Raw genomic sequence first — 25,718 nt, 5'->3', positions numbered from 1 at the left:
CAAACAAATCTACTTGATAGAACTTAAAGAACTAAAATCTGATACTAACTGGAGACGCTGTCTCTTGATCAGATCTCATAGCGATCCTTCCGCTTCAAAGATCGCCTTGGCCACTCGGTAGCCTTGAACTTGCGATTGCAGCTTATCCCAACCCTCCCAAATCGTTGTCCAACTTGCCATTCCTGTCCTTTTAGTAACTGTGAAACCACCAAGTTTTGCTATGGATTGATACGCCCACTTCAAGCTCGGGGCATTTTTTCCTTTGTGCCCTCTGGGCTTGTAGTGTTGCATTAAAATGCGCCACTCATCTTTTTCTAATACATGGTGGCAACTCTGCTTCTCTAGTTCTTCAGCCTCTTCTCTCTTCCCTTTTTTTCGCAGGTACAAAGATAGAGTCATAATTTCTCGAAGTTGGAGCAACCGAATGCCCTCAAACGCTAGGATTGAGGCTGCTCGCTCTAAATTATCGGGGGAGGTCATGCGTAATCTTTCTACACCAGCACCTGTTTTCCAGGCTTTATGAAAGTCCTCAATACGCCATCGAGTTGTATAAATATCAATAATATGAAGCTGTTGCTCTAGCGTATCTATCGGCTCACTCGTCAAAAGTAACCAAGAGAGCTTCTCGTTTTCTTGTGTCGTTCCTGACTCTTGTGCATATACCGCATTAAGAATGTGTTCTTGCCCATTAAACTTAACGGTGACAGAGCTGGCTTTTAGCGTTAAATTTGCTGTGCGAGATACTCTGTTTTTCGTCTTACCGCGAGCACCTTTCATCCCTTTTTGAGGTATAGCCACGGTATATCCGCCAGTCATTGGTTGACTGTCCATCTGCGCAAATAGCTTGCTCTCATCAATGAGTTTTCTTGAGTGCTTAGCCCTAACCACAAAACGTTCGGCATGTGATTGTTTATCAGCGAGATAGCTCATTATGTCTGCTTCTCTGTCACAGACGGATATAACACGTGACATATGAGTTTTAAGCCTCTGCCGAGTAAAATGAGAAGCGTCTGCCCATTTACCACTTTCTTTTTCGTCAGCATCATTTGGGTCATTTGGTCGGCACCACCAGTCTTGATGTATTAACCCCAAGGTCTTTGAAGTCGAACTATCAAGCAACATCACAGAATGAACCCACCAACCACGAGAGGTATCTGTTTCCTTACCGAGCTTGCCCAATTGAGGAGCAATACTGTGTCGATAGCTTAATGATGTTGTGTCTTCTAGAGCCAGTATTTCTGGGACATCGGCGGCCAATTGAGCGGTATAATTAAACCCATTGGCTCTAATGACGGACGCGCTGACATTTTCATTCCGGATCAAGCGATAAGCTCCTTCTAATTTAGATTCATCTCCCTCGCACGTCCGTGCGAGAGACTTGCTAGCCGCAGACGCTAACTGAGAAGCGACTTGTTTTAGTCTATCAGTTCTGCGTTTATCACCTAGCTCTGTATTTGCAAAATGATTAGCCGCCCATTGTTCAGTGTTAAAAAGTGACATATTAAGACCATAAAAAAGTGAGTTCTAATGATCTGATCATAATTCCTTAATATCGTTCCCTTTTTACCGCAAATATTTGTGTAGAAGAGTCAGCTGGAGACGTTTTGCAACGACTCAAAAACCCAGCAATTGAAGGCTTAGTTTGGACAAGCGTTTTAGCGTTAATTTTACGAAGAGCGATTGCTCTTTGAAGTAAAATATCAGTTTATAAAGCCGCAAAAAATGTGGATGTCTGGTTTTTACCAATATTAATCACTCTTAGTCATAGTGCTCTAACTGAAATAGATGAAAAAATAGATTGGGCAATAACTTATCTAAAAAGAAATACGATAAAGAGCACACAAAGAAAAGTTAGAAAAGATATAACGTTAGATGGTGTTTATCGGAGTTTAAATGCTTAATGTCCAGTCTATGAGGAACATTTAATATTTTAGATACTTAGATTTCAATAATATACATATCATTTTTAACATGTAACATGATGTAATCAACAATATAAATGCAAATAATTTTCACTTTTAAGTGGGCTTAAAGCTGACTATAGTTACTAAACATGCTTTTTGAAAATTTTGAGGCTGAAAGATGAATAGACGAAACTTAATGAAGTTAATGCTAGGAAGTGCTGGATTAATGATGACCCCTCTTAGTTTTGCAGTTGAATCATTAAAGCGTAAAGAACTGTTTGTTCCACCAATTTTAGAGCCGAGTTCTAATGGAACCTTTGTGCTTAACTTTCAATATGGTCATAAGTATTTTATAGCTGGGAAAGCAACTAAAACATTAGGGTTTAACGGCAATTACTTGGGGCCAGTGATTCGAGCAAAGCAAGGTCAGGATATTAAGTTGAATGTAAATAATAACTTGAAAGAAGATGTTACTTTACACTGGCATGGGTTAATTATTCCAGGTAGTTTAGATGGCGGCCCACATCAAATTATAAAGCCATCAAAAACATGGAAAGTTTCATTACCGATTAAACAAGAAGCAAGTACATGTTGGTATCATCCACATATTTACCCTAAAACATCTGAATTAGTTGCAAAAGGCCTTGCCGGTTTATTTATTATTGAGGATAAAAACTCTGATACATTGCCATTACCAAAAGCATGGGGAATAGATGATATTCCTATTATTATTCAAGACCGCAAATTTAATGATGATGGCAGCTTTAATTATAAGTTATTAGATATCCCAACAGTATCTACAGGATATGTTGGCGATAAAGTGCTTGTAAATGGTGATATTTATCCTGAAAAAGAAGTACCTTCTGGCTGGATTAGGTTTAGGGTTTTAAATGGGTCTAATGCAAGAAGCTATAACGTAACAATCTCAGATAAAAGGGCATTTTATGTTATTGCAAGTGATGGGGGATTTTTAAACAGCCCTGTCAAGGTGACGGAATTACCTATACTTGCTGGTGAGCGATATGAAATTCTTATTTCAACAAAAGATAAAAAATCGTTTGATTTAATGTCATTGCCGTTTAACCAAATGGGGATGACTATGGCACCATTTAATAAGCCTTATTCAATAATGAGCTTCATTGTAAATAGTAATAAAGCACCTGGAAAGTTACCCCAAACTTTAAACTCAATTCCTCCAATAAATATTAATAGTGTAAAGAAAAATCGGATGCTAACTCTAGGAATGGATGAGCGTTTAGACTCACAAGCAATGATGTTAATGAATAAGAAAATGGAACCAATGAAAGGTATGAAAATAGCTGATAGCCCTTCTGAGAATACTATGCATAAAAAAAGTATTATGAGTAATACACAATGGCTAACTCAAGAAGAATTAAAAGTTGCAAATAGTATAAATGGTAGGTCTTTTACAATGGATCATATTGAGTTTACTGCTAAAAAAGGGGATTATGAACTGTGGACAATCTCAACAGGTAAAGATACGATGTTACACCCTTTTCATGCCCATGGTTGCCAATTTCGAGTTATTTCATTGAATAATGAAAGTATTCCTCCTTACCTAACTGGTTGGAAAGATACTGTTGTCGTAAAAGGAAAGACTCAAATTCTAGTTAAGTTTTCTGAGTTAGCTGATAAAAATGCACCCTATATGGCCCATTGTCATATTCTAGAACATGAGGATACTGGAATGATGACACAGTTTTGTGTTAGATAAGTAGAACATACAATCCAAAAGATGCTTGAAAGAATAAATATCTTCAGATAAAGTCATATCTATTATTAACGAAACAATAAATATAGTTAATAATAGATGTGACTTCGGTATTCCTTAATAAGTTATCTTTTTAAACATACCACTTTCAGAGTGTCCTGGTATATTACATGCAAACTCAATATCACCACTACCAACAAAACTCCAAACTAGCACCTTTGTTTGTCCAGGCTTTAGTGTTACTGCTTTTTCAGAATCATGCATATGATGAGGCATCTGCTTCATCATTTCTCGATGTGAAAGCTGTTCCTGTTCAGTTCCAATGGTAAATTCATGATTAATTTTCCCTATATTCGTAATAACAAACTTAACAACATCATTAGAACTGATTATCTCATTCGATTTAAACTCTATTCTCATTTCATCCGTTAATGTAACTGTAATAAATTTAGTTGGAATTAATGTTGAATCTATATGTTTAGTCATTGTAGCTTCTTCATGAGATATTGCTGTATCGGCAACCACATAGTTTGAGAATGTAAGTAATAATGTAGTTACTACGAATTTATTCATCATAAGACTCCTATCTTAATAATTATAATGAAGGATTAGAATGCTTTAATAACTAGCAATCAATTCTTCAATAAACACATATCACAATATTTTAAAAGAAAACAAAAATTCAGTTATATTACCATTTGAATTAACTGTTAGGTCTCCATTATGCTCATTCATAATAGCCTTGGCTATAGGTAAACCTAACCCTGCACCTACGCTACTAGAATGAACTCTAGACTTATCGGAACGATAAAAGCGTTCAAAAATAAATGGTAATGAGTCTTTAGGAATTGGCTCCCCATAATTACTAATTTTTACCATTTTCTGCTCTTGATATTCTGAAATATCAATAGTTATTTCTGTTTCTGAATAACAATGCCTTAAAGCATTAGATAGTACATTACCAAAAGCTCGTTGAAGCATTTCTTTATCAGCTAATATATTAGCATCACCATTAACTGTTATTATCACATTTTTATCTTCTGCCAATACTTCATAATAATCTACCAATGGTAATAAGATATCTTTAAAGCGTAATTTAAATTTAGTTTTATGTAAAAGATTATTTTCTGACTTAGCTAAATATAAAGTATCAGAAATAACTTTATTAATCCGTTCTATTTCTTCAATATTGGAAACTAACACATTATAATACTCATCAGCTGTTCTATCTTTATTAATTGCAACTTGAGTTTGCATCATAATATTAGTTAATGGTGTTCTTAACTCATGCGCAATATCTGATGAGAATTCGCTTAGTCGTAAAAATCTAGATTGTAACCTTTCTAGCATATTGTTTTGAGATGATATTAGCTTTTGAAACTCAATTGGAAGTAGGTCTTCAGGTATTCGCAAATGTAAATTACTAATATTTACCTTCTCTATATACTTAGTCAATGAGTTTAACGGTATTAATGTTACTCGAACAATAAATAAAGCATAAAGAACAGATAATACCAAGCTCAATATAAGGGACCAAGTAAGAATAGAATTAAGTTTTGTTAAAAAAATCTTATGATGTGTAGTCTCAATTTGTAATACAATAAATTGATGTTTCTTTACCTCAAATTTATAAGCTTTATAAAAGCGTCCATCTATACTCCATTCAAAAAAAGAACTTGATAGCATTTTTTTTGGTAACTTGTTCGCAATTTCATTTGACTTTAAAACTTGATTATTTTCTACAACCCAAGCAGGTATATTTAACAAATTAAGTTCATCTAATTCAATTTCATTATTGGATGATAGTGATTGTATTTTTTCTTTCAAGTGTAAATAGTCTTGTTGAGAAAAATGTGATTCTATTGCACTATGAACTATCATTGAAAAAATAACTAAAATAGTACTTGAGGCTATTATATACATAGCGACTAGTTTAAATGCGAGTGAATTATTAATTTTTTTCATTTATTAGAATCATCAAGCTTATAACCCATACCACGAATCGTTAGGATTAACTTATGTTCATATGGTCTATCAATTTTTGATCTTAATCTTTTAATAACCGCATCAATAATATTTGTATCACTATCAAAGTTCATATCCCATACTGCTGAAGCTATCTGAGTTCGAGTTACCACTTGTCCTTTCTTTGTTAACAAATACTCTAATAACATGAACTCTTTAGCTGTAAGTTTTATTATATCCTCCCCTCGAGTAACTTTTCTCGAAATAAGATCAACAGTCAAATCAGCAATATACAGCCTTGATTCTTGCTGAATACCTATTGCTTGATGGCGCATACAGTTTTTGATCCTAGCAAGCAACTCAATAAATGCAAAAGGCTTAACAAGGTAGTCATTTGCCCCTAGCTCTAAGCCTTTTACACGATCATCAACCTGATCCTTCGCAGATAATATAATGACAGGTGTCATTATATTACTGGTACGAAGTGTTTTTAATACTTGCCATCCATTTAATGTTGGTAACATTATATCTAAGATGATTAGATCATATTTAAATGTCGTTGCTAAATATAGCCCATCAACACCATTAGGCGAAAGATCTACATTATAGCCTGATTCAATCAAGCCTTTTTTAAGATAGGCTCCAGCTTTTTCTTCATCTTCGACTACTAATATCTTCATTCTTAACAAGAACCTCTTAAGTACTAGTCACACACTAAGTATAGATTAATTATTATCTCTTAATTCTTGATAATGTAAATCGAAGTGAGCACTACCTACGTAAGACGATGAGCCATCAGGCTGAAATACTTCTTCAATTGTAATATAAGCACCATCTTCAACATGAGTCCCAGAGATATAAGTACCAATACCAAGAATGTTAAATTGGTGTTCAAGCTCCCGTTGAGGCAACTGTTTTATAGATTTAATTTTGGTTATAGCTAGTTTTACAGCCTCTTCTTTTGTTGATACATATTGTGTAGTTACAACCTCACTGTCTATTTTGCTTACATACCCCCCAGTTGACGAGAGAGGATGAGCAACAGCTGCTGCACTAGAAAGTAAAAGTAAACCAGTTAAAAGTGTTTTATGTAATTTTTTCATTTTATATACCTTAGAAATATCAGTGTAAACTCGATGTCGCTACTTTAACTAATTAACTCTGATATTTATCAGTTTTTATTATGACAAATTTATCATAAATGAAGCTTCTTATTATTCCTGAATTTAAATAGATGAGTGTTGACGATATCTATTTTTTAACCTTTCATATTCATAGGTTTAAGTAGTCTCATACGTTAGTTATTTTATTCATAATTATATATATAATATTTTCTGAGTAAGCTACATCATTGTTTATGATGTTGACTATTGCTTAATTAAGGTTAACTATATAGACAAATTTTTCTATTTCCTTTGGAGAGCAAGCAATGCTGGATGATTTATTGATAATTGCGCTTGGTGGCTACTACTTATATCGAGCTTGGAGTAAAGACAGATATCAAGCAGCTTGCTTCATGTTCATGATTAAAAAAGGAAAAAGCAGGACAGAAGCACAAGCGTACTCCAATAAACACCGTCGTGGAAATGACCCTGACATATCAGACTTCATGCATACTGTTGGTATCAAAAAAATAATTAATGATGCTAAAGAACTAGGCTTTAAAACAAAGTGGTTTTAAGAAATATTTATAGCAATCAAATCTATCGATAGTTACCGCTTATTATTGCTCTATCTATATTAATATTGCGTAAATTCCTTTTGTAATGCTGAAGTGCAACACTCGTTACTCGGCGTCTTTTAATTGATTAAATATAAACAGAGGCTGTTTATAACCTAAACACTTTCTTGGTCGTTTATTTATTCGCTCTTGTACAAGTTGAAGATATTCATCTTCAACTTGCTTTAGATTTGTTCCTTTAGGAACATATTGCCTAAGTAAGCCATTAAAGTTTTCATTTAGCCCTCGTTCCCATGATGAATATGGGTGTGCAAAGTATGTTTTGGTATCTAACTCTTTTGCTATTTCTAAATGCTCTGAAAACTCTAGCCCATTATCAAAAGTAATTGATTTGACATGTTCTTTATAAGGTTTAAGTGTATCTATAATCGCAGTTTTCACTGTCTCGGATCCCTTATTGGGGACTTTTTTAATGAGATAGAGTTGGCTTTTTCTCTCCGCTAAAGTGACGATTGCTCCCAAATCTTGTTTACCTAGTACTAAATCAGCCTCCCAATCACCGAGGCGACTCTTGTCATTAATATAATCGGGGCGTTCATCAATAGTTACGCAATTACGTAGCTTTCCTCTAATTGATTGTTTGCCTTTACGATACTTTCTGCGTCCTTGCCTTAAGTGTTTATAAAGAATTCCACTCTTGATTTTATTTTTTAAAACATAACGATAGTGCCATATCAACAAACCAGATAATTTCTTTAGGTATCTGATATTTATAGGCATTAACTCGTCGCTGACGAGTTAATGAGATAGCAACATTTGGGTTATATACTTGATTAACAATGTTCCTTTTAATCTCTCGATGAATCGTAGAACGATTCACTTCAAGCTTAATCACAATTTTATTTTGGGAGTAACCCTCTGCAATTAGGAAAGAAATCTGGTATCTTTGTTTCTGGGGCAACTGTTGATAACTTATAGTAGTACTTGTTTTGATTCTGGCGATGAGAAGCATACTATAATCAGCAGTTGACCTTATCACCTTTACTATGAGTGTTGCACTTATTATATGAATTAAGGTTTTATTTAAAAATAAGTCATGCTACTTATTAAAAATTGCTAATTAATATCTTATTTCCTACTTATAATATTTGACTAAAAGAACTATTTTAGTATAGAATGTTTTTACTGATAAAAATACTTCTATCTAGGCGATGAAAAGAAAAACAGCACTTATTTTATGTTTAACTTTTCTCCTAAGCTTCTTTTCACAAGCTTGGGCGTCTTCTGATATCTTCACAATACCATCTCCAGCTCAATGCGCACCTACTTCACACTGCCATGAAATGATGAATATGGAAATGGAGATGTTAAATATGGATTATCAGGATCAATCTAATCACAAAATGGAGTGTTGTGATCAATTCAGTGGTGATAACTGCCATAATGATTGCCTTCAATTAACGAAAGTTCTTCCTCTCCTTTCGCTTAATTTCTTCCAGCAAACAGTGACTCGAATTCAGTTTGTAGCAATTAAGTCTTCACCTCTAAAAGCTATATACCCTTCAATAAAGCCACCTATTTCTCTTATCACAGCATAGATCTATCCAAATTTTTTGAGAGGGCACCAACGCCCTATTAATAACCTATTTTTAAGAGAAATAGTTGAATGAACACCATATCTTTAAGAGATATAGCGGTAAGCTGTTTGCTACTGCTCTCATTTCCAACATTTGCAGCTCAGGAAATCAACCTCTCTCAAGCTCTAAATATTGCTAAAGAGCAGGATTTACAAGCTCAGGCTATTACAAATCAAGCAGATGAAATGCGTTCATCTGCCATTAAAGCCGGGACGCTGCCTGACCCATCTATCTCGCTAGGGCTGAATAATATGCCTACAGATAGTTTTGATTTTAATCAGGAAAATATGACGCAACTCCAAGTCGGCCTTACTCAAAATTTCGCCCCTGGTAGCAGCCTAAAATATAAAAAAGACTCAATCCAAGCTAGAGCTCAAAGTATTGATGGACAATATATATTACGTGCGGAACAACGTAAATTAGCTGTTGAGCAACTTTGGATAAAGTTATCAGCTAATAAAGCTAGTCAAAAAAAGACTAAAGAGTTAATTCAAACACTTAAAAAAAGCCATCAATCTGTGCTGGCTGATTATCAAAGTGGTAAAACAAATCAATCAACTCTTCTTACAGTGGAAAATAATATTAGCTTAACTAACAATCAACTGCTGTCATTACAAAGTGAATATAAAACTTTACTTGGACAACTATCACGTTGGATTGGTCAATTTGCTTTTGAGCCGTTAAATCTTTCTTTTCCTGATTGGCAATTACCAAAGGCAATCTCAGGTGATTGGAAGAGTTATAGCGAATATTTTAAATCTCACCCAGAAGCTAAAATTCAAGCTGAATTAATCAATAGTCGTCAATTTGATATTCAAACAGCGAAAGAAGAGTATATGCCTAAATGGGGTATTAAAGCAGGTTATGGGTACCGTGCAGATTCACCGGATGGTATGGATCGCAGTGATTTTTTATCGGTTGGAGTAACGGTCAGTGTGCCTATTCATATGGCAACAAACCAAGATCAAGGTTTGAATGCAGCGAACAGTGCCTATAAAGCGCAAGAATACCGATATCAAGATACAATTCGTAGCTTAGTCGGGCGATATCAGTCTGCATATCATCAAGCAAAGATTAATCAAAAAATACTGATGCAATATCAAGAGGTACTCGTGCCGAATGCAAAAAAAATGGTGTCATTAAGCGTTGATAACTATTACGCCGCAACAGCAAGTTTTAATCAATTAATTCTATCTCAGCAACAGCTTCTAAAAACAGAACTACAGCAGATTAAAGCTAAATCAAATTACTGCCAATCATTAGTACAACTTAACTATTTTTCTGCTAAAGAGTACTCATTATGAAAAAAATAATTACTTCTACATTACTTGTCGCGTTTGGTGCACTGCTTAGCTATGGCAGTAATATCTATCTATCTCAGCATACTGACCATGGTGCAATGGCTGAAAAGAGTAAAAAACCGCTCTATTGGGTTGCTCCGATGGATCCTAATTTTAAACGTGATAAACCGGGGAAATCGCCAATGGGGATGGATTTAGTCCCGGTATATGAAGAATCAGGCAGTAATAGTCAGCTTGGTGATGTAAAAGTCAACAGCACGCTACAATCTAACTTTGCGATTCAGACAGCCGTTGTGACAGAAGGAGCAATTGTCAAAACAGTGAATACAGTAGCGAATGTGGAATTTAATGATGATTTAATCAGTCATATTCACCCTAGAGTTGCTGGTTGGATTCAGAACTTAGAAGCAAATAGTCTAGGAATGGAAATAAAAAAAGGCGATCGACTTTTTACTTTTTACTCACCTGACTTATTAGCGGCAGAGCAAGATTACCTCACTGCACTTCGTAGTGGCCAACGTAAAGTGATTTCAGCAGCTAAGCAACGCCTAACATTGATGGGTATTTCTGAGAGTGAGTTTTCTCGACTAACAAAGACAAAAGAGGCAAGTGACAATATCCCTGTCTATTCGGATGTTGATGGTATCGTTTCTGAGTTAAATGTCCGTGAAGGTATGTACATTAATCCGGGAATGGACGTGATGACGATTGCAGGATTATCGTCGATTTGGTTAGAAGGTCAACTTTTTGAAAAACAGGCTCTTTGGGTTAAAAAAGGTCAAGAGGTAGAGATTACTTTTGATAGTAACCCGGGACAGCAATTTACAGGAACAGTTGATTTTGTCGATCCGTTTCTTGACCCAAAATCACGTACAGTTGCAGTACGAGTTATTTTAGACAACACGAATAATCAATTTAAACCCGGCATGTTTGCCAATATTACTATTGATGCTGGTGAGAGTGAAAAAGGTCTATTAATCCCTAGAGAAGCGTTAATTAAACGTCAAAATCAAAATCATGTCATTGTTCAAACAGATGATGAACACTTCCAAAGCATGGCAGTGAAGTCAGGCATTGGGGATGACTCACATGTACTGATTCTTGATGGTTTAAATAAAGGTGAAAAAGTCGTGACATCAGGTCAGTTCCTTATTGACTCTGAATCCAATATTGATGCCTCTCGTTTAAGAATGGAAGGAATGTCAATGGCGATGAAGCACGATAACACTAGCGAGAATGGTGCTAAAACAGCTTCTACCCATGGTTTCCTCTCTGCAGTAGATACCGACTTTAATAGCTTAACCATTAAGCATGATCCAATTCCACAGTGGAAATGGCCAACCATGACGATGGACTTTGAATTAGCCCCTCCATTGATGATTAATGCGGTAAAAGTCAATCAAGACATTGATTTTACTATTAAAAGAGATAGTAGTGAGAACCTTTTAATTACCCAGTATAAGCAAGCTGGTATGGATTATGCAGTTGCATCGGGTGAGATTAAAGGTATCGATACCGATTTTAATAGTTTAACAATTGTTCATCAGCCGGTTGCTGCATGGCAATGGCCTGCAATGACGATGGACTTTGAATTAGGCCCAAATTTAAATATCAAAGATTTTGCAATAGGACAGTCAATCACTTTTGCAATACGTCGAGATAAAGAGATGAATCTCGTTATTACCGCTATAAAAACTAAGGAGTAATCCATGAAAAAATTAATTACGCTTGCGAGCTCACTACTACTGGCTTTAGCAGTAACAAATGCAAATGCTGATGAGATGAATCATCAAAATATGGATCACAGCCAACATATGAATCATGACATGTCACAAAGTGGTGATGCTATGGTTCATGCGCAGGTTGAAGTAAAAGCAATCAGTGCTAGCAAACATAAAATCAAAGTAAAACATCAAGAGATTAAAGCTTGGGGTTGGCCTATGATGGTGATGACATTCAATGTTGAACCATCGATTGATCTTACTAAGCTAGAGAAAGGCAAGAGCTACATGATGATGCTAGAAAAAGACAAAGATGGCATGGTCACTGTAACGGGTATCATGCACTAAGCAGGACGTTGGATAATGAATAAAGTGATTGACTGGGCTATTTCAAATCGTTTTCTTGTCTGTTTAGCAACGCTGTTTTTGCTAGCTGCTGGCTATTTTTCTGTAAGAAATATTGCGGTAGATGCTATTCCTGATCTGTCAGAAGTTCAGGTCATTGTGAAGACAAGCTACCCTGGGCAAGCCCCTCAGGTTGTAGAAGATCAAGTAACGTACCCTTTAACTACCGCAATGCTCTCAGTACCGAAAGCAAAAACGGTGAGAGGTTTCTCTTTCTTCGGTGATTCATATGTTTATATCATCTTTGATGAAGGAACAGATATGTATTGGGCGCGCTCTCGTGTACTTGAATACCTTTCACAAGTTGCGAGTAAACTCCCTGCATCGGCTACCCCGCAATTGGGGCCTGATGCAACCGGTGTCGGCTGGATCTATGAATATGCTTTAGTGGATGAATCAGGCAAGCATAACCTTGCAGACCTCCGCTCTCTGCAAGACTTCTATTTGAAGTATCAGTTACAGTCTGTTTCAGGTGTCTCTGAAATTGCAACGGTTGGGGGTATGGTTAAGCAGTACCAAGTGGATGTAGATCCCAATAAATTGCGTGCTTATGGCATCAGTTTAAAGCAACTATCTAATGCGGTAAAAAGTGGCAACTTAGAAGCTGGAGCTTCAGTCATCGAAATGGCTGAAGCAGAATATATGGTGCGAACTGATGGTTATATTTCAAGCATAAAGGACATTAAACATATTCCATTGCTCACCAATAAAAAAGGTGTGCCTATTACCATTGGGGATGTAGCTGATGTTCGTTTAGGGCCGCAAATGCGTCGTGGTGTTGCGGATTTAGATGGTCAAGGTGAAGTTGTGGGTGGCATTGTGGTGATGCGCTCTGGTGAGAATGCACAAAAAACCATTGATGCGGTTAAGGAGAAGTTAACTCAGCTTGAAAAAGGCTTACCAGATGGAGTGAAGGTTGTAACTACTTATGACAGATCTAGCCTTATCAAAGAAGCTCAAGATGAGTTAGTGAAAAAACTCATTGAAGAGATCGTTGTTGTGGCGGTGATCTGCGGGCTGTTCCTGTGGCACTTACGTTCAACACTTGTGGTTATTTTAACCCTACCTGTTGGAATTCTCACCGCATATATTGTGATGTATTATCAAGGCGTAAACGCCAATATTATGAGCTTAGGTGGGATTGGGATTGCAATCGGTGCCATGGTGGATGGGGCCATTGTTATGGTTGAAAACCTCCATAAGCATATGGAGATGAAAGATGATCGTACTCATTGGCAAAAAGTGGGGGATTCCTGTAAAGAGGTTGCTTCACCACTCTTTTTCTCTTTGTTGATCATCACGGTAAGCTTTATTCCTGTCTTTGCGCTTCAAGGGCAATCTGGGAAATTATTTCACCCTCTTGCGTTTACAAAATCGTATGCAATGGCAGCATCAGCAGGGTTAGCTGTAACCTTAGTACCTGTTTTACTGGGCTTCTTTGTTCGTGGGAAAATTATTTCGGAAGAGAAAAATCCGCTGAACCGTCTTCTGATTGCGAGCTATCGACCACTACTAAAGGCTTCTCTTAAACACCCGTTTGTGATGATTCTTATCGCGGTCAGTGTCACTGCATCCGCTTGGTATCCTTTGCAACGTATTGGTAGCGAATTTATGCCACCAATGGATGAGGGAGATTTAATGTACATGCCGAGTACCTATGCTGGAATATCTGTGGGTAAAGCACGAGAAATTGTTCAACAAACAGATCGATTAATTAAAACTGTACCTGAAGTGAAATCGGTATTTGGTAAGGTAGGGCGTGCAGAAACAGCAACGGACCCTGCACCTTTAACCATGATAGAGACAACCATTCAATTTAAACCCAAAAGTGAATGGCGAGAAGGAATGACCAAAGAGAAGCTGAAACAAGAGCTTAATCGTTTGGTTAAAATACCAGGGTTATCCAATGCTTGGGTTGAACCGATAAAAACTCGAATCGATATGTTATCGACGGGGATTAAAACGCCAGTTGGAATTAAAATTGCAGGCACTGACCTCGCGGTGATCGAAAAAGTGGGGCAGGAGTTAGAAAAAATTCTGCCAACCGTACCGGGTACGGCCTCTGCTTATGCTGAGCGTGCAGCGGGTGGACGATACGTGAATATCGATATAAATCGTAGTCAGGCGGCAAGGTATGGTCTAAATATTGCCGATGTTCAACAAATCATCCAAACAGCGGTTGGTGGCATGAATGTGACAACAACGGTTGAAGGCATTGAACGTTATCCTGTTAATATTCGTTATTCACAGAGCTATCGTGATTCAGATGATAAACTGAAACTCTTGCCGATCGTCACGCCATTAGGTCAGCACATTACATTATCTGATATCGCTGATGTTTCAATTCAAGATGGACCGCCAGCGATAAAAACAGAAAATGCGATTCCTAATGGCTGGGTTTTTGTTTCTCTTGATCAAGGCGTTGATGTAGGTTCATATGTTCAGAAAGCGCAAGCCGTGGTTAATGAACAGCTCAAACTTCCAGCAGGGTATTCATTAAACTGGTCTGGTCAATATGAATATATGCAGAAATCGGCTGAACGACTCAAAGTAGTCATTCCTGTAACGATTGCTGTGATCTTTATCCTGCTCTATTTAAACTTCCGTTCCATTGGTGAAGTTGCCTTAGTCATGTTAAGCCTTCCATTTGCTCTGGTTGGTGGTGTTTGGTATCTCTATGTTGCCAATTACAACTACTCGGTCGCAGTGGCTGTTGGGTTTATTGCCACCGCAGGCTTGGTGGTTGAGATTGGTGTTTTAATGCTGACTTATCTTGAAAATGCCAAAAAAGATCATCTTAAACAAATGGATAAACTTACGGTTGATGAGTTGAAGTTGGCGATTATTGAAGGGGCTTCAAAACGTGTTCGCCCAATCATTATGACAGTGGCAACCGTGGTTGTTGGTCTATTTACCGTGATGTCTGGAACGGGTGCAGGCGCTGAAACCATGCGTCGTATTGCTGTACCTATGATAGGCGGAATGGGGACAGCATTATTTTTAACCTTACTATTGCTACCTGCACTTTATTTCTTGTGGCAGAAGCAGAAAATTAAACATATTGATTCCATTGAATCTAAAACATCCTCTCAAGGAGAATAAGATGAAAAAGCGTTTATTATTAATACCAATGATGTTATTTACTTCATCTGTATTTGCAACCACGGTAGCGACCTATAAATCACCATACTGTGGTTGCTGCGATAAGTGGGCTGAGCAGATGAGTGATGCAGGCTTTACTGTTGAGATTCACAATCAAGAAAATATGAATGTAGTAAAGCAAAAATACCAAATTGCTCCTCAACTTGCGTCATGCCATACCGCAATCATTAATGACTATGTATTTGAAGGGCATGTTCCTATTGCTGATGTTCAACGTTTTATGGCAAACCCACCGAAAAATAGTAAAGGTTTAACTGTACCCGGTATGCCAATTGGCTCTCCGGGGATGGAGCAAGGGAGCTATCAACAAGCTTATACTGTCTATCTAATTCATCAAGATGGTAGTACATCGCCTTTTCAATTTTATCCTGAGAAAAAATAGGTATCAGAAATGGGGTGTTGTAATCAAGCGCCAAAAGGCGGCTCAAATAACTTAGGATTTATGCTTAAATGTATTGCGATACTGTTTGTTGCAATATTTGCTTTAGCATTTTTCTTTGGGTAGTTAATTATATATGCCTTTCATTACCTATAAATAGTGAAAGGCATATCAAGGATATATCTTATATATGGAATTTTTTATTTATTGGGGGAAGAATGAAATATATAGAATTATTACTAAAAGGCCTGTCTTGTGGTAAGTGTATAAAAAAAGTACAGACTTTTATTGAATCTCTAGATGATAGCAACATAATAGAAATATCTACAGAAAGAGTTCTTATTGAGAGCAACGTCAGTATTGAGAAGATTCAGAATGGTATTACTTCAATAGGCTATAGTGCTGGCCAAGAGTTAACCTTTTCTTTAAATGGGTTAAATTGTCAAAAGTGTGTAGAAAAATTAACTGCAGCTCTAGGCAAGCTAAAAAATACTGATATAAAATTTATATCTACGTCTGAATTGAAAGTATGGACATCATGTCAAAACAAAGAAATCCTAAATATTATCATTGAAGCTGGATTTATTGGTAATGAAAAAGCACACTTCACATTGCAAGGAGTAAGTTGTGGAAAGTGTATTGAAAAAATAACAAAGACATTCTCTACTAGCTCAGAAAATAAGATAGTTTCTATTGATAAAGAAAATATTATAATTCTGTCTCAATTATCTCACCAAGAAATTATCTCTCGTATTGAAGCTTTAGGTTATCAGGCTTACTTTTCAACATCTCAATTAGCTGAAAGTCAAAAAATAAAGAAAAATATTCCAAAGAAACAAATAGAGCCTGAACAACAACCACAGGCTGACCTTCCTAAAGAAGCTATCTACTTTACAATTAGCGGAATGACATGTGCGAGTTGTGTTGCTACGGTTGAAAAAGCTATCATGTCAGTCAATGGTGTTAGTCGTGCACAGGTAAATCTAGCAGAAAGAACAGCGTCTGTTATTCTTGAGAACCAATCAAAGTCAGTAGCGAAGCAAATTGAAGACGCTGTGAATGGAATTGGTTATAGTGCAAAGCTGACTGAAGATCTTCATACCCAGCAGCAACAGCAGAAAGCCGAATTAGAAAAAGAGCTTGCTCACCATAAACGTGCAGCAATTTGGGGGATTCTCGTTGGTGCCCTCTTGATGCTATGGGGTCTACTCGGCGGTAGCATGATGATTCAAAGTGGTAGTGATCAACTGGTCTGGGGCGGGTTAGGATTAGTTTGCCTTGCGATTATGACAACGGTTGGCAGGCACTTCTACACCAATGCTTGGAAAGCGTTTAAACATGCACACGCAACCATGGATACCTTAATTGCTTTAGGAACAGGCACTGCTTGGCTCTACTCTGCGGTTTTGGTGTTATTTCCTGACCTATTTCCAGCTCAAAGTCGCCATGTCTATTTTGAAGCCAGTGTGATGATCATCGGTTTGATCTCACTTGGGCACTATATTGAAACACGCTCAAAAGCAAAGATGACCCAATCGCTACAGGCGTTAGTGAAACTTCAACCCAAGTCTGCACTGCATGTATTAGAGAGTGGTGAGGAAGTATCCATATCAATCGAGTCAATTACCAAAGGTATGCAGCTACGCGTGAAGCCTGGAGAGCAAATTCCTGTTGACGGTAAAGTAGTGAGTGGTTACTCATATGTTGATGAATCGATGTTAACGGGTGAACCGTTAGCTGTTTCAAAGCAACAAGGTAAGCCAGTATCAGCAGGAACAATCAATGGGGATGGCAGTCTAGTTATTGAAGCAACAAGTATCGGTAGTGACACCATGCTCTCAAAGATCATTAAACTGGTACGTGAAGCACAAAGCAGCAAACCTGCAATTGCAAAATTGGCAGATAAGATCTCCTCTGTCTTTGTTCCGATTGTAATTGGCATTGCGATTTTAGCTGGAATTATTTGGTATCTATTTGGCCCTCATCCGGCGTCGAGTTATGTATTGGTTGTGGTGACATCAATCTTAATTATTGCTTGTCCTTGTGCGCTGGGTTTGGCGACGCCACTTTCAATAACTGCCGGTATAGGCAATGCTGCACAATTGGGTATTTTAATACGTGATGCGGATGTCTTACAAAATGCGAGTAAAATCGACACCATAGTTTTTGATAAAACAGGCACATTAACAGCAGGAAAGCCAACAGTTCAAAAAGTGACGTTATTTAATAATGAGCTTTCTGAGTCACAACTTCTCTCAGCACTCTATGGCGTTGAGAAACTGTCTGAGCACCCACTTGCTAAGGCTATTTGCGTTTATGCTGAAGAACAAAATATTACAGCAAGTGATATGGAGAACTTTACAGCGATTCGCGGTAAAGGAGTAACAGCAAAACAAGGGGGTAAATCACTTTCGGTAGGCTCAGTACAATTTATTCGTGAACAAGGTATTGATTGTCAAGCGCTTGACTCCGTATTAAATGAGTACACTTCGAATGCTTGGACACCAATTACTATTGCAGTCAATAATCAGCTTGCAGGTTTAATTGGTGTTTCTGATCCAATTAAAGAGGATGCGAAAAAAGCTGTTGCACATATTCGTCAGCAAGGAATTCGTGTGGTGATGTTAACTGGCGATAATCAAGCTGTTGCAAACATTATCGGTCAGAAGGTTGGAGTTGATGACGTGATTGCTCAAGTATTACCTGATGAGAAAGCATTTCATGTGAAAAAACTTCAAGAACAAGGTGCAACTATTGCCATGGTTGGAGATGGTATAAATGACGCACCTGCATTAGCACAAGCCGATATAGGTATTGCAATGGGAAGCGGTTCCGATGTTGCGATAGAAAATGCACAGATGACACTACTTAACTCTTCACCACTCTCAGTAGTGGATATGATTGCATTATCAAAAGCGACCATGAAGAATATTAAAGAAAACTTATTTTGGGCATTTATCTATAATGCAATGATGATTCCGATTGCTGCCGGTATTTTATACCCTGGTTTTGGTATTCTACTGAATCCAGTCTTTGGTAGTATCGCAATGGCATTATCGTCTATAACGGTCGTCTTAAATGCAAATAGACTTAGATTAAAAAAGCAAGCTCAATAAAATAATAGGTAATCAAAATGAAACAAAAGATAATAAAACTAGGTATTCATGAAGTCTATTTAGTAGAAAGAAAATTACCAATTATACATATTCCCTATCAAGCAGATTTAATTAATCAATTGAATCTACATAAAGCAATCAATGATGCTCATTATGATGATATAAAGAAAAATCTTATTATTTCTTATGATGCTTCAATGATCCAATACGACTATTTAGAACAAGTTCTTGATGAATATGAAGTTGAAATCAAAGCAACATGGTGGATAAAAAGAAGGATTGAAAATTATAAGTTTGCAGATGCAAATATTTATAATAATTCACGTCATAAACCATGGTGTTGCCATTAATATAAATTAGAGAGTAACTGATAGCTCTTTACCAGTTACTCTCTAAAATTAACCACTATTAGTACTTAATAGTGGTAATTCAATAATAGCAGATAGACCATCAGGATGGTTCTTTAAAATAAGGCTACCACCATAAGATAATATAATTGAACGTGATGTTGATAATCCAAGGCCAACATTAGAGTTTTCAGTATTCCGTTCTTTGTTAATTCTGTAAAAAGGTTTAAATACACTATCAAGTTGAGATGCTGGTATGCCTTTTCCTTTATCTCTAATAATAACTTTAAATATATTCAAACTATAATCAACATCTGATTGAATACTAATATAAGCCTTACCATCTTCACTTTTTCCATATAAACAAGCATTATTTAATAAATTCTCGATTACACGCCTTAAACTCACAGGAGGAAGTGAGCAGTCAAACTTTCTAATATCAGAAAATGAAATCTTATTTTTTTCAATGGGGAATTCATCAATGATCGTATTAATATAACATGATAAATCAGTAACTTTTAATGGCTCTTTTTTGTTACTTTGTTGAGAAAATAATAAGGTAGCATTCAACATTTCTTCCATATTTGTCAACGTAGAAAGTAATTTTCTCTTGTCGTTACTCTCTTCAATGAACTCTAATCGTAGCCGCATACTCGTGAGTGGTGTACGAAGATCATGAGAAATAGCACCAACCATTCTAGTCCTATCTGAAACATAATCATCTAATCTTTTCTGCATTAAATTAAAAGCATGGATGGTGTCATGTAGCTCTTTAGGTCCTTGCTCTTCAATCTGTATAAACTGTTGTTCAATCCCTATTTTTGTTGCAGACCGTCCTAGTTCATAGATTGGTTTCAGCGCTTTTTTAATGATCAAGTACATCCCATATAACATTAAGCCTAAAATAAGAATCAAACCAGCAAGAGTCCAATATGACCATATTTTAGTATTATTATTTATTACCGAGCTAAAATTTAACCAATCTTTGTTCTTGAGTTGAATTGCCCCAACATAGTAGGATTGCTCTTTTAGCTTTGAACTCATCATATGCATACCTTGATTATATGATGAATGCATCATTGACATATGATGTGACGGTGCAGAGTTTAATGGTATCGCAATATTATCTTCAGTAAAGTAAACCCTTCGATTTGGAAAAATTTTTTCTAGTGTACTTAATTTATGATTACAATTATTTTTATCTGTTTTTTTTATTATAGGTTCTTTATCAAGAGTAAAGCTTAGACCACCACCATTTGCAGCTTCTAGTATATGAACTTGGATTAAGCTAGAACTATTATCCAGTGCATCAACGACCGCTTCTACTCTCTCAATAGTATTTTTTTCATTAACTTGGTTCAATAGATTTCCAAATTGAGAAGAAATTAAAGTAATGACTAATAGTACTGATAATAATAAACCAGTAATAAATACAGTATTAAGTTGCCCTAATAATGTTCTAGGAAGCGATATTTTAACCACACTTAACCACACTTAACCACACTTAACCACACTTAACCACACTAGCCATAAATTGATATCCTCCTCCCCAGATTGTTTTTATGATTTTAGGTCTTTTAGCATCAACTTCTAATTTTTTTCTTAATCGACTAATGCCTGTATCAATAGCGCGATCGAAGATATCACTATCATTTCCTTTTAAACGACCTAGTATCTGTTCTCGACTTAAAACTCTTTGTGGGTTTTCGACCAATACTTTCAATAAATGAAATTCAGTATTTGTTAATATTGTTTCTACCTTTTGGTCATCAAATAACTGTTGTTGTGTAATATTCATAGTCCATTTATCAAATGTATAACATTCATCACTTGGCATTGATATAGAGTTATTATTTTCTTTTGATACATAAGGATACTCACTTCGCCTAATAAGCGCTTTAATTCTCGCTAACAATTCTCTTGGGTTAAATGGTTTTGTTAAGTAATCATCAGCTCCCATCTCTAAACCAATTATTTTATCTACATCTTCACTATTTGCTGTTAATAGTATGATAGGAATATTAGAGCAACTTCTTAACTCTCGACACAAAGTTAATCCATCTTTTCCTGGCATCATTACATCAAGTACAATCAAACTGAACTCTGTGTGCTTTAGTAATGAAAGCATCTCATCGCCATCTTTTGCTGTGACAACACTAAAATCATATTGAATTAAAAAGCGTTCTAATAATTCTCTAATTTCTTCATGATCATCAACAATTAAAACTTTATACATTCCACAATCCAAGAAGGTAATACCAAAACAGTAATAAATTATATCAAAATTTGAGCGACTAATTGTGTCAAAATGTGACAGCTTTTTTTCATAATTGACAAACTTTAGCCATAAAAAAGAGGTTAAATAGGACCAACAAAAAATATTTACTAATAACTATCAAGGTGACTACTATGAATAAATTAATCATTGCTACTCTAATTCTCGTTCCTACATTAAGCTTTGCACACAATATGCATAATAATACAACGACCTCTTCAGTGAATAATCAACAAATGATGACAGCGGAATCTCACCAGACCATGATGAGCTCAAATAAACAGATGATGAATATACATAAAGGAATGGAGAGTAATCAACACTATTGTGGACACATGAACACGGATCAAATTTCAGTAAACCAAAATAATAAATAATTTTATATTCACCACCCTACCTTGAGTTAAGGTGGTGAATTCTTTTACAGAGATTAAATCATCTATGGCACATCACTTTTCAATATTTCCAATGAATATTATATTTTGGCTATTCTTAATTGGTCTAATTGTTTTATTCTTTTCCAAAAAATCAAATAATAATGAAGCCAAAAACATAGCAAAAGCTAGGTATGCAAAAGGAGAAATAACATTAAATGAACTGAAAGAGATATTGAATAACTTATAAAACCTCAGTGTTTATTATAGCATAGTCAAAATCATGTAATTTAGTTACAACGTAAAATTCCAAATCAATATTCTAAAACTATAAATATCAAGTGGTTGTATCAACAAGATATAAGCAGCATTAAAAGTATGATTGTGCAGTTTAATCAACCGCTTGTATAAAGCGTTAACCAGTTCAAATATATTTTACTCATAGTAAATACAACATGAACTTTCTCACAATTATGGTCGATATTGGAAAGTTTGGATTTAGAGGAAATTTCCATTACTGTCTTAATTGGCTTATTGGTACGCTTCTTATAACTGCATGCGTAGACTTTTTTCGCGCTAGGAGAATCGCCAGCTAACTCTATAACTAAACCGTTATCAATTACTGTTTCAATAACCTTAGAACCTTTTTCAAAGCTCATTAATGGCAAATAATTGCTGCTGATTTGAACATTAAGTTGCATTTGCCATCATCACTTTCAGTGAATGTAATATCGACTCTTGATGCGCCAGCTCGATTGGCGTTCTGAATAAGCTCGTTAATAACCTTAAAGCTATTAGAAAACATTAGGTTAAGTTGAGAGATGAGATTTGACTCATTAATAGGTAATTTCATGTTAAGCACCTCGCTTTATATAAGTGGCTTAATCATAAATGAGAGGTGACTGAAACTTTTAAATAGAAAAAATAGACTTTTTTTCTAAAAAATAGGCAAAAATTTAAAACTCTAAATAGTACAAAAAATTACTTTAAAGAACATAAATTATCTGACTTTATTTAAGTTAATGTTATCAATGGCTTATGTATTAAAATGAAAATAATTTAAAAAAAATTAATTTTAACTCTTTGTTTTGCGTGGGTTTATTTATCTAAGAAAAAAAATGAACGTTTGCGTCCTGTTAGCGAGGTTTTGCTCTGTCGAACTGGGTCATAATTTAGTTGTAAACAACAAAACAAGGAAATTTGATTATGACTATTTCAACTTTATTCAATGTTAAAAACCTAAAGCGTTTCTCTTTCTTATCTTTCTTCGCAGTCCTAAGTTCGACAGTCATTGCGGGATCGGGTGGTGACGCTTTTCAGGGTGTGTTTGATGATTTAGCCGCATTTGCTGATGGCGTGCCGGGACAAATCATCGCCTTCATGACGGTGGCTGGTGTGTTAATGTTCTCTGTTGTTCGACCAAATCTGATTGGTTTAGGTGCATCAATTCTCATCATGGTTGTACTTGCACAGCTTAACACCATCATTACATCAATGTTGACGGCTGGATTACCAATTTAATGAACATGAACAAAATATAAAAGCTAGGTCTTAATTAAAATTAGACCTAGCTTTTTTGTATAATTCGACATAAAAATTATCCATTAAATAGGATAGTTAGATTACAAAACGCCAGCTTTTTCTAACATAGCTTTGGCATTTCTTTGAGTCATATATAGCTTATTAGGTTGATTAGGAAATGAAGTAAAGCCTAACTTCTCGTAGAATATTTTGGCACCCTCATTTTTAGCATCAACAATAATCATTGGCTTTGGCACTAATTCTGAGGATTGAATGGCTTTTAATATGGCGTCAATAAGTAGTATTTCCCCAAATCCCTGACCTTGATATGTTTTATGTATTGCTAATCTCCCTATGAGTGTGCAATAGACATCATTGGGGTATTTTTTACCTATTTCAGAAGGCAATTCGCTAAGTGATACTTTGCATAAGGCTAAAGAGTAAAAGCCTTTAATCGTTGAGGGGTTATTATCACTTGTCAGTACAAATGTGCGTGAAAGATCTTTTTTACCATGTTGACCCGCCGTTTTTTTCAAATAATTATTTAAGTAAGCGTCACCACAGTCAAACGAGTTTTTATTGTGTATTTTTTTATCAAGCTGTTGAATTTTCATGTTGTATTGTTTCCTTATATCGTTGAGCCGCTTTAAGGAAACGTTGATTTGTTTTAACTGGTTTATCCAATGCTTCTACAAATGCCAATGCATCTTCTTGGCATAAGTTAATCACCATATCTTGTTCTATCAGTCTTTTAGCTTCTGTGACAGCTGCATTTGCTATAAAGCTATTTAAACTAGAATAACCCGACAAAATCAACGCCCTTTCTAGTAACTCTTTGGTTTCTAAATTTACCCGAGTGGTAATTCTTTCTTGTTTTGCAATGCCCATAAGGCTTCTCCTATCGCATAAAATGCGATTATTAATTCACTGTAATACCCATGCCCATATAGCTAGGTTGGGTTAATGGTACGTATAAAGGTGAAATGCGAAGTTTAACTTCATCTTTATACTCTCATGTTTATTAACAATTGTCAAATTTGGCGTCATTCTGGTGTCATTTGTATTTAGGTTTTCATTTCCCCTTTGTCTAAGGAAGCACCGTAGTTTTTAAAAATATCGTCTAATCGGGGTCATTTGGTCCTGTTAGACGAGGTTTAGCTCGAAACCATCACTCATACTTTATATAAGCAAGAAAAAGGAGTAAGCGTTATGAGCAAACTTGATATTAACAATGACAACCGACCAGAACTGCCGAATCATCACTCTTATATCCCAACGCGGGTAAATAATCGATTGAGCTTTCTTGGGATGGAGACTGACACACTTGGTATTTTGATGTTGTGTATGTGTCTTGGCCATCTTTCTAAGAATCTGGTGCCGATGCTGTTTTTGGGCATTTGCCTGTCTTATGGCTATGCAAAGTTAAAAGATAGGTATCCGCGAGGGTTGTTCATTCATTTAGCATGGTGGTTTGGTATTTACTCACCACAGCCGACACGCTCTCGACCTAACGCTTACCGCCGTACTTTTTATAAGTAACAAGGAGATGAACGATGAATTTCTTCACTCGTCAGTCCGATACTGACAATCAGCAGTTTTCTAATCGCCCGACGGCGAGCTGGACGGCTGCAGTTAACCATTCTCAAAAGATGACTTATGTGGTTATTGCGTTAGTCATTATTAATTTGGCATTGACGTTCCGCGTTATCACACAAGATCGCATTACCATTATTACGCCACCCAATTTTGACAAAGCCTTTGAATTAAATGGCAATAAAGCCGACATGAACTGGAAGAAAATGTGGTCTGTGATGATTGCCGAGCTTCTTGGTAATGCAAATAACCGCTCTGTTGATGTTACGTTAGAAACCTTGAAACCGATGATGAATAGTGCCGATTACGAGCGAATGGCTGATCAGTTACAAGCGCATGTAAAAGCACTGAGTATCCGAAACCAAGAGCAGCGTTTTGAAGTGTTGGACACTTACTATGATGCCAAAACAGATAAAGTCATTATCTACGGTGAGCGAGAATTGACAGATAAGCGTCGTATCTCTGATAAGAATGCCGAGCTAAGACCGATTCGGTGGACTTATGAAGTGAAAGTGAAAAACGCCAATGGTTCACCAGAGCTTACTTATATTAATCAATATGAGGGTACGCCTCAAATTGACCGCACTCGTTTAGCAAAAGACTAA

Annotated in this window: 25 protein-coding genes and 1 pseudogene; 14 read left to right on the top strand and 12 right to left on the bottom strand. The window is 36.1% G+C overall.

Annotation, left to right across the window (positions count from 1 at the left end):
• Positions 1-75 precede the first annotated feature (75 nt).
• Positions 76-1,500, bottom strand: coding sequence for an IS4 family transposase (locus tag L0B53_RS18830; protein ID WP_235062309.1), 1,425 nt, complete (start codon positions 1,498-1,500; stop codon positions 76-78).
• A 582-nt stretch (positions 1,501-2,082) separates the two neighbouring features.
• On the opposite strand from L0B53_RS18830, the gene cueO reads away from it, so the two are divergent.
• A complete protein-coding gene (gene cueO / locus L0B53_RS18825; RefSeq protein ID WP_235062308.1) occupies positions 2,083-3,639 on the top strand; it encodes a multicopper oxidase CueO in 1,557 nt (518 codons plus the stop codon).
• A gap of 114 nt (positions 3,640-3,753) precedes the next feature.
• Here cueO and L0B53_RS18820 read toward each other — a convergent pair whose 3' ends face one another.
• The 4 genes from L0B53_RS18820 to L0B53_RS18805 form a co-directional block, all read right to left on the bottom strand.
• The gene (locus L0B53_RS18820) at positions 3,754-4,212 is read right to left on the bottom strand and encodes a copper-binding protein (protein ID WP_235062307.1); all 459 of its coding nucleotides are present in this window, start codon (positions 4,210-4,212) and stop codon (positions 3,754-3,756) included.
• Positions 4,213-4,290: 78 nt separating this feature from the next.
• The gene (locus L0B53_RS18815) at positions 4,291-5,601 is read right to left on the bottom strand and encodes a heavy metal sensor histidine kinase (RefSeq protein WP_235062306.1); all 1,311 of its coding nucleotides are present in this window, start codon (positions 5,599-5,601) and stop codon (positions 4,291-4,293) included.
• Complete coding sequence (locus tag L0B53_RS18810; RefSeq protein ID WP_235062305.1) at positions 5,598-6,281, bottom strand: heavy metal response regulator transcription factor; 684 nt, start codon at positions 6,279-6,281, stop codon at positions 5,598-5,600. Before L0B53_RS18810 ends, L0B53_RS18815 begins: the two co-directional genes overlap by 4 nt.
• A 45-nt stretch (positions 6,282-6,326) precedes the next feature.
• The gene (locus tag L0B53_RS18805; RefSeq protein ID WP_235062304.1) at positions 6,327-6,704 is read right to left on the bottom strand and encodes a DUF3316 domain-containing protein; all 378 of its coding nucleotides are present in this window, start codon (positions 6,702-6,704) and stop codon (positions 6,327-6,329) included.
• A 326-nt stretch (positions 6,705-7,030) separates the two neighbouring features.
• Here L0B53_RS18805 and L0B53_RS18800 point away from each other — a divergent pair, with 326 nt between their 5' ends.
• On the top strand, positions 7,031-7,282 hold the full coding sequence (locus L0B53_RS18800; protein ID WP_235062303.1) for a hypothetical protein: 252 nt from the start codon (positions 7,031-7,033) through the stop codon (positions 7,280-7,282).
• A 105-nt stretch (positions 7,283-7,387) separates the two neighbouring features.
• On the opposite strand, the pseudogene L0B53_RS18795 reads toward L0B53_RS18800, so the two are convergent.
• Positions 7,388-8,258, bottom strand: a pseudogene (locus L0B53_RS18795) (IS30 family transposase).
• 235 nt (positions 8,259-8,493) lie between these two features.
• On the opposite strand from L0B53_RS18795, the gene L0B53_RS18790 reads away from it, so the two are divergent.
• The 8 genes from L0B53_RS18790 (at position 8,494) to L0B53_RS18755 (ending at position 19,353) form a co-directional block, all read left to right on the top strand.
• The gene (locus L0B53_RS18790; RefSeq protein ID WP_235062302.1) at positions 8,494-8,880 is read left to right on the top strand and encodes a hypothetical protein; all 387 of its coding nucleotides are present in this window, start codon (positions 8,494-8,496) and stop codon (positions 8,878-8,880) included.
• A gap of 68 nt (positions 8,881-8,948) precedes the next feature.
• Positions 8,949-10,223 (top strand): TolC family protein, encoded by a 1,275-nt coding sequence (locus L0B53_RS18785; protein WP_235062480.1) that lies wholly within the window; start codon positions 8,949-8,951, stop codon positions 10,221-10,223.
• Positions 10,220-11,926 carry an efflux RND transporter periplasmic adaptor subunit gene (locus L0B53_RS18780; RefSeq protein ID WP_235062479.1) on the top strand — a complete coding sequence of 569 codons (1,707 nt, stop codon included), beginning with the start codon at positions 10,220-10,222 and terminating at the stop codon, positions 11,924-11,926. Before L0B53_RS18785 ends, L0B53_RS18780 begins: the two co-directional genes overlap by 4 nt.
• 3 nt (positions 11,927-11,929) lie before the next feature.
• Positions 11,930-12,289, top strand: coding sequence for a copper-binding protein (locus L0B53_RS18775; protein ID WP_235062478.1), 360 nt, complete (start codon positions 11,930-11,932; stop codon positions 12,287-12,289).
• A gap of 12 nt (positions 12,290-12,301) precedes the next feature.
• Positions 12,302-15,448, top strand: a complete 3,147-nt coding sequence (locus L0B53_RS18770) for an efflux RND transporter permease subunit (protein ID WP_311197333.1) — start codon at positions 12,302-12,304, stop codon at positions 15,446-15,448.
• Between the two features lies 1 nt (position 15,449).
• Complete coding sequence (locus L0B53_RS18765; RefSeq protein WP_235062477.1) at positions 15,450-15,890, top strand: DUF411 domain-containing protein; 441 nt, start codon at positions 15,450-15,452, stop codon at positions 15,888-15,890.
• A gap of 215 nt (positions 15,891-16,105) precedes the next feature.
• Positions 16,106-19,003, top strand: a complete 2,898-nt coding sequence (locus L0B53_RS18760; protein ID WP_235062476.1) for a heavy metal translocating P-type ATPase — start codon at positions 16,106-16,108, stop codon at positions 19,001-19,003.
• A 17-nt stretch (positions 19,004-19,020) separates the two neighbouring features.
• The gene (locus L0B53_RS18755) at positions 19,021-19,353 is read left to right on the top strand and encodes a hypothetical protein (RefSeq protein WP_235062475.1); all 333 of its coding nucleotides are present in this window, start codon (positions 19,021-19,023) and stop codon (positions 19,351-19,353) included.
• 48 nt (positions 19,354-19,401) lie between these two features.
• Here the strand turns inward: L0B53_RS18755 and L0B53_RS18750 are convergent, their stop codons facing one another.
• Positions 19,402-20,844, bottom strand: coding sequence for a cell wall metabolism sensor histidine kinase WalK (locus tag L0B53_RS18750; RefSeq protein WP_235062474.1), 1,443 nt, complete (start codon positions 20,842-20,844; stop codon positions 19,402-19,404).
• A gap of 10 nt (positions 20,845-20,854) precedes the next feature.
• Positions 20,855-21,598 (bottom strand): response regulator, encoded by a 744-nt coding sequence (locus L0B53_RS18745; protein WP_409202847.1) that lies wholly within the window; start codon positions 21,596-21,598, stop codon positions 20,855-20,857.
• Between the two features lie 161 nt (positions 21,599-21,759).
• On the opposite strand from L0B53_RS18745, the gene L0B53_RS18740 reads away from it, so the two are divergent.
• Positions 21,760-22,002, top strand: a complete 243-nt coding sequence (locus L0B53_RS18740) for a hypothetical protein (RefSeq protein ID WP_235062472.1) — start codon at positions 21,760-21,762, stop codon at positions 22,000-22,002.
• Between the two features lie 392 nt (positions 22,003-22,394).
• On the opposite strand, the gene L0B53_RS18735 is transcribed toward L0B53_RS18740, so the two are convergent.
• Positions 22,395-22,700: a hypothetical protein gene (locus tag L0B53_RS18735; protein ID WP_235062471.1), complete on the bottom strand. Its 306-nt coding sequence runs from the start codon at positions 22,698-22,700 to the stop codon at positions 22,395-22,397.
• Positions 22,658-22,852: a hypothetical protein gene (locus tag L0B53_RS18730; protein WP_235062470.1), complete on the bottom strand. Its 195-nt coding sequence runs from the start codon at positions 22,850-22,852 to the stop codon at positions 22,658-22,660. Before L0B53_RS18730 ends, L0B53_RS18735 begins: the two co-directional genes overlap by 43 nt.
• A gap of 353 nt (positions 22,853-23,205) precedes the next feature.
• On the opposite strand from L0B53_RS18730, the gene L0B53_RS18725 reads away from it, so the two are divergent.
• Positions 23,206-23,520, top strand: coding sequence for a hypothetical protein (locus L0B53_RS18725; RefSeq protein ID WP_235062469.1), 315 nt, complete (start codon positions 23,206-23,208; stop codon positions 23,518-23,520).
• 101 nt (positions 23,521-23,621) lie between these two features.
• Here L0B53_RS18725 and L0B53_RS18720 read toward each other — a convergent pair whose 3' ends face one another.
• The gene (locus L0B53_RS18720) at positions 23,622-24,134 is read right to left on the bottom strand and encodes a GNAT family N-acetyltransferase (protein ID WP_235062468.1); all 513 of its coding nucleotides are present in this window, start codon (positions 24,132-24,134) and stop codon (positions 23,622-23,624) included.
• The gene (locus L0B53_RS18715; RefSeq protein WP_235062467.1) at positions 24,115-24,408 is read right to left on the bottom strand and encodes a DUF1778 domain-containing protein; all 294 of its coding nucleotides are present in this window, start codon (positions 24,406-24,408) and stop codon (positions 24,115-24,117) included. Before L0B53_RS18715 ends, L0B53_RS18720 begins: the two co-directional genes overlap by 20 nt.
• 321 nt (positions 24,409-24,729) lie before the next feature.
• Between L0B53_RS18715 and traL the strand changes: the two genes are divergently transcribed.
• Together traL and L0B53_RS18705 are read left to right on the top strand one after the other, a co-directional pair.
• Positions 24,730-25,059, top strand: a complete 330-nt coding sequence (gene traL / locus L0B53_RS18710; protein WP_235062466.1) for a type IV conjugative transfer system protein TraL — start codon at positions 24,730-24,732, stop codon at positions 25,057-25,059.
• 14 nt (positions 25,060-25,073) lie between these two features.
• The gene (locus L0B53_RS18705) at positions 25,074-25,718 is read left to right on the top strand and encodes a type IV conjugative transfer system protein TraE (protein ID WP_235062465.1); all 645 of its coding nucleotides are present in this window, start codon (positions 25,074-25,076) and stop codon (positions 25,716-25,718) included.

This window comes from Vibrio sp. SS-MA-C1-2 (assembly GCF_021513135.1).
Classification (GTDB): Bacteria; Pseudomonadota; Gammaproteobacteria; order Enterobacterales; family Vibrionaceae.
This window is presented reverse-complemented; position numbering and strand designations above follow the sequence as displayed.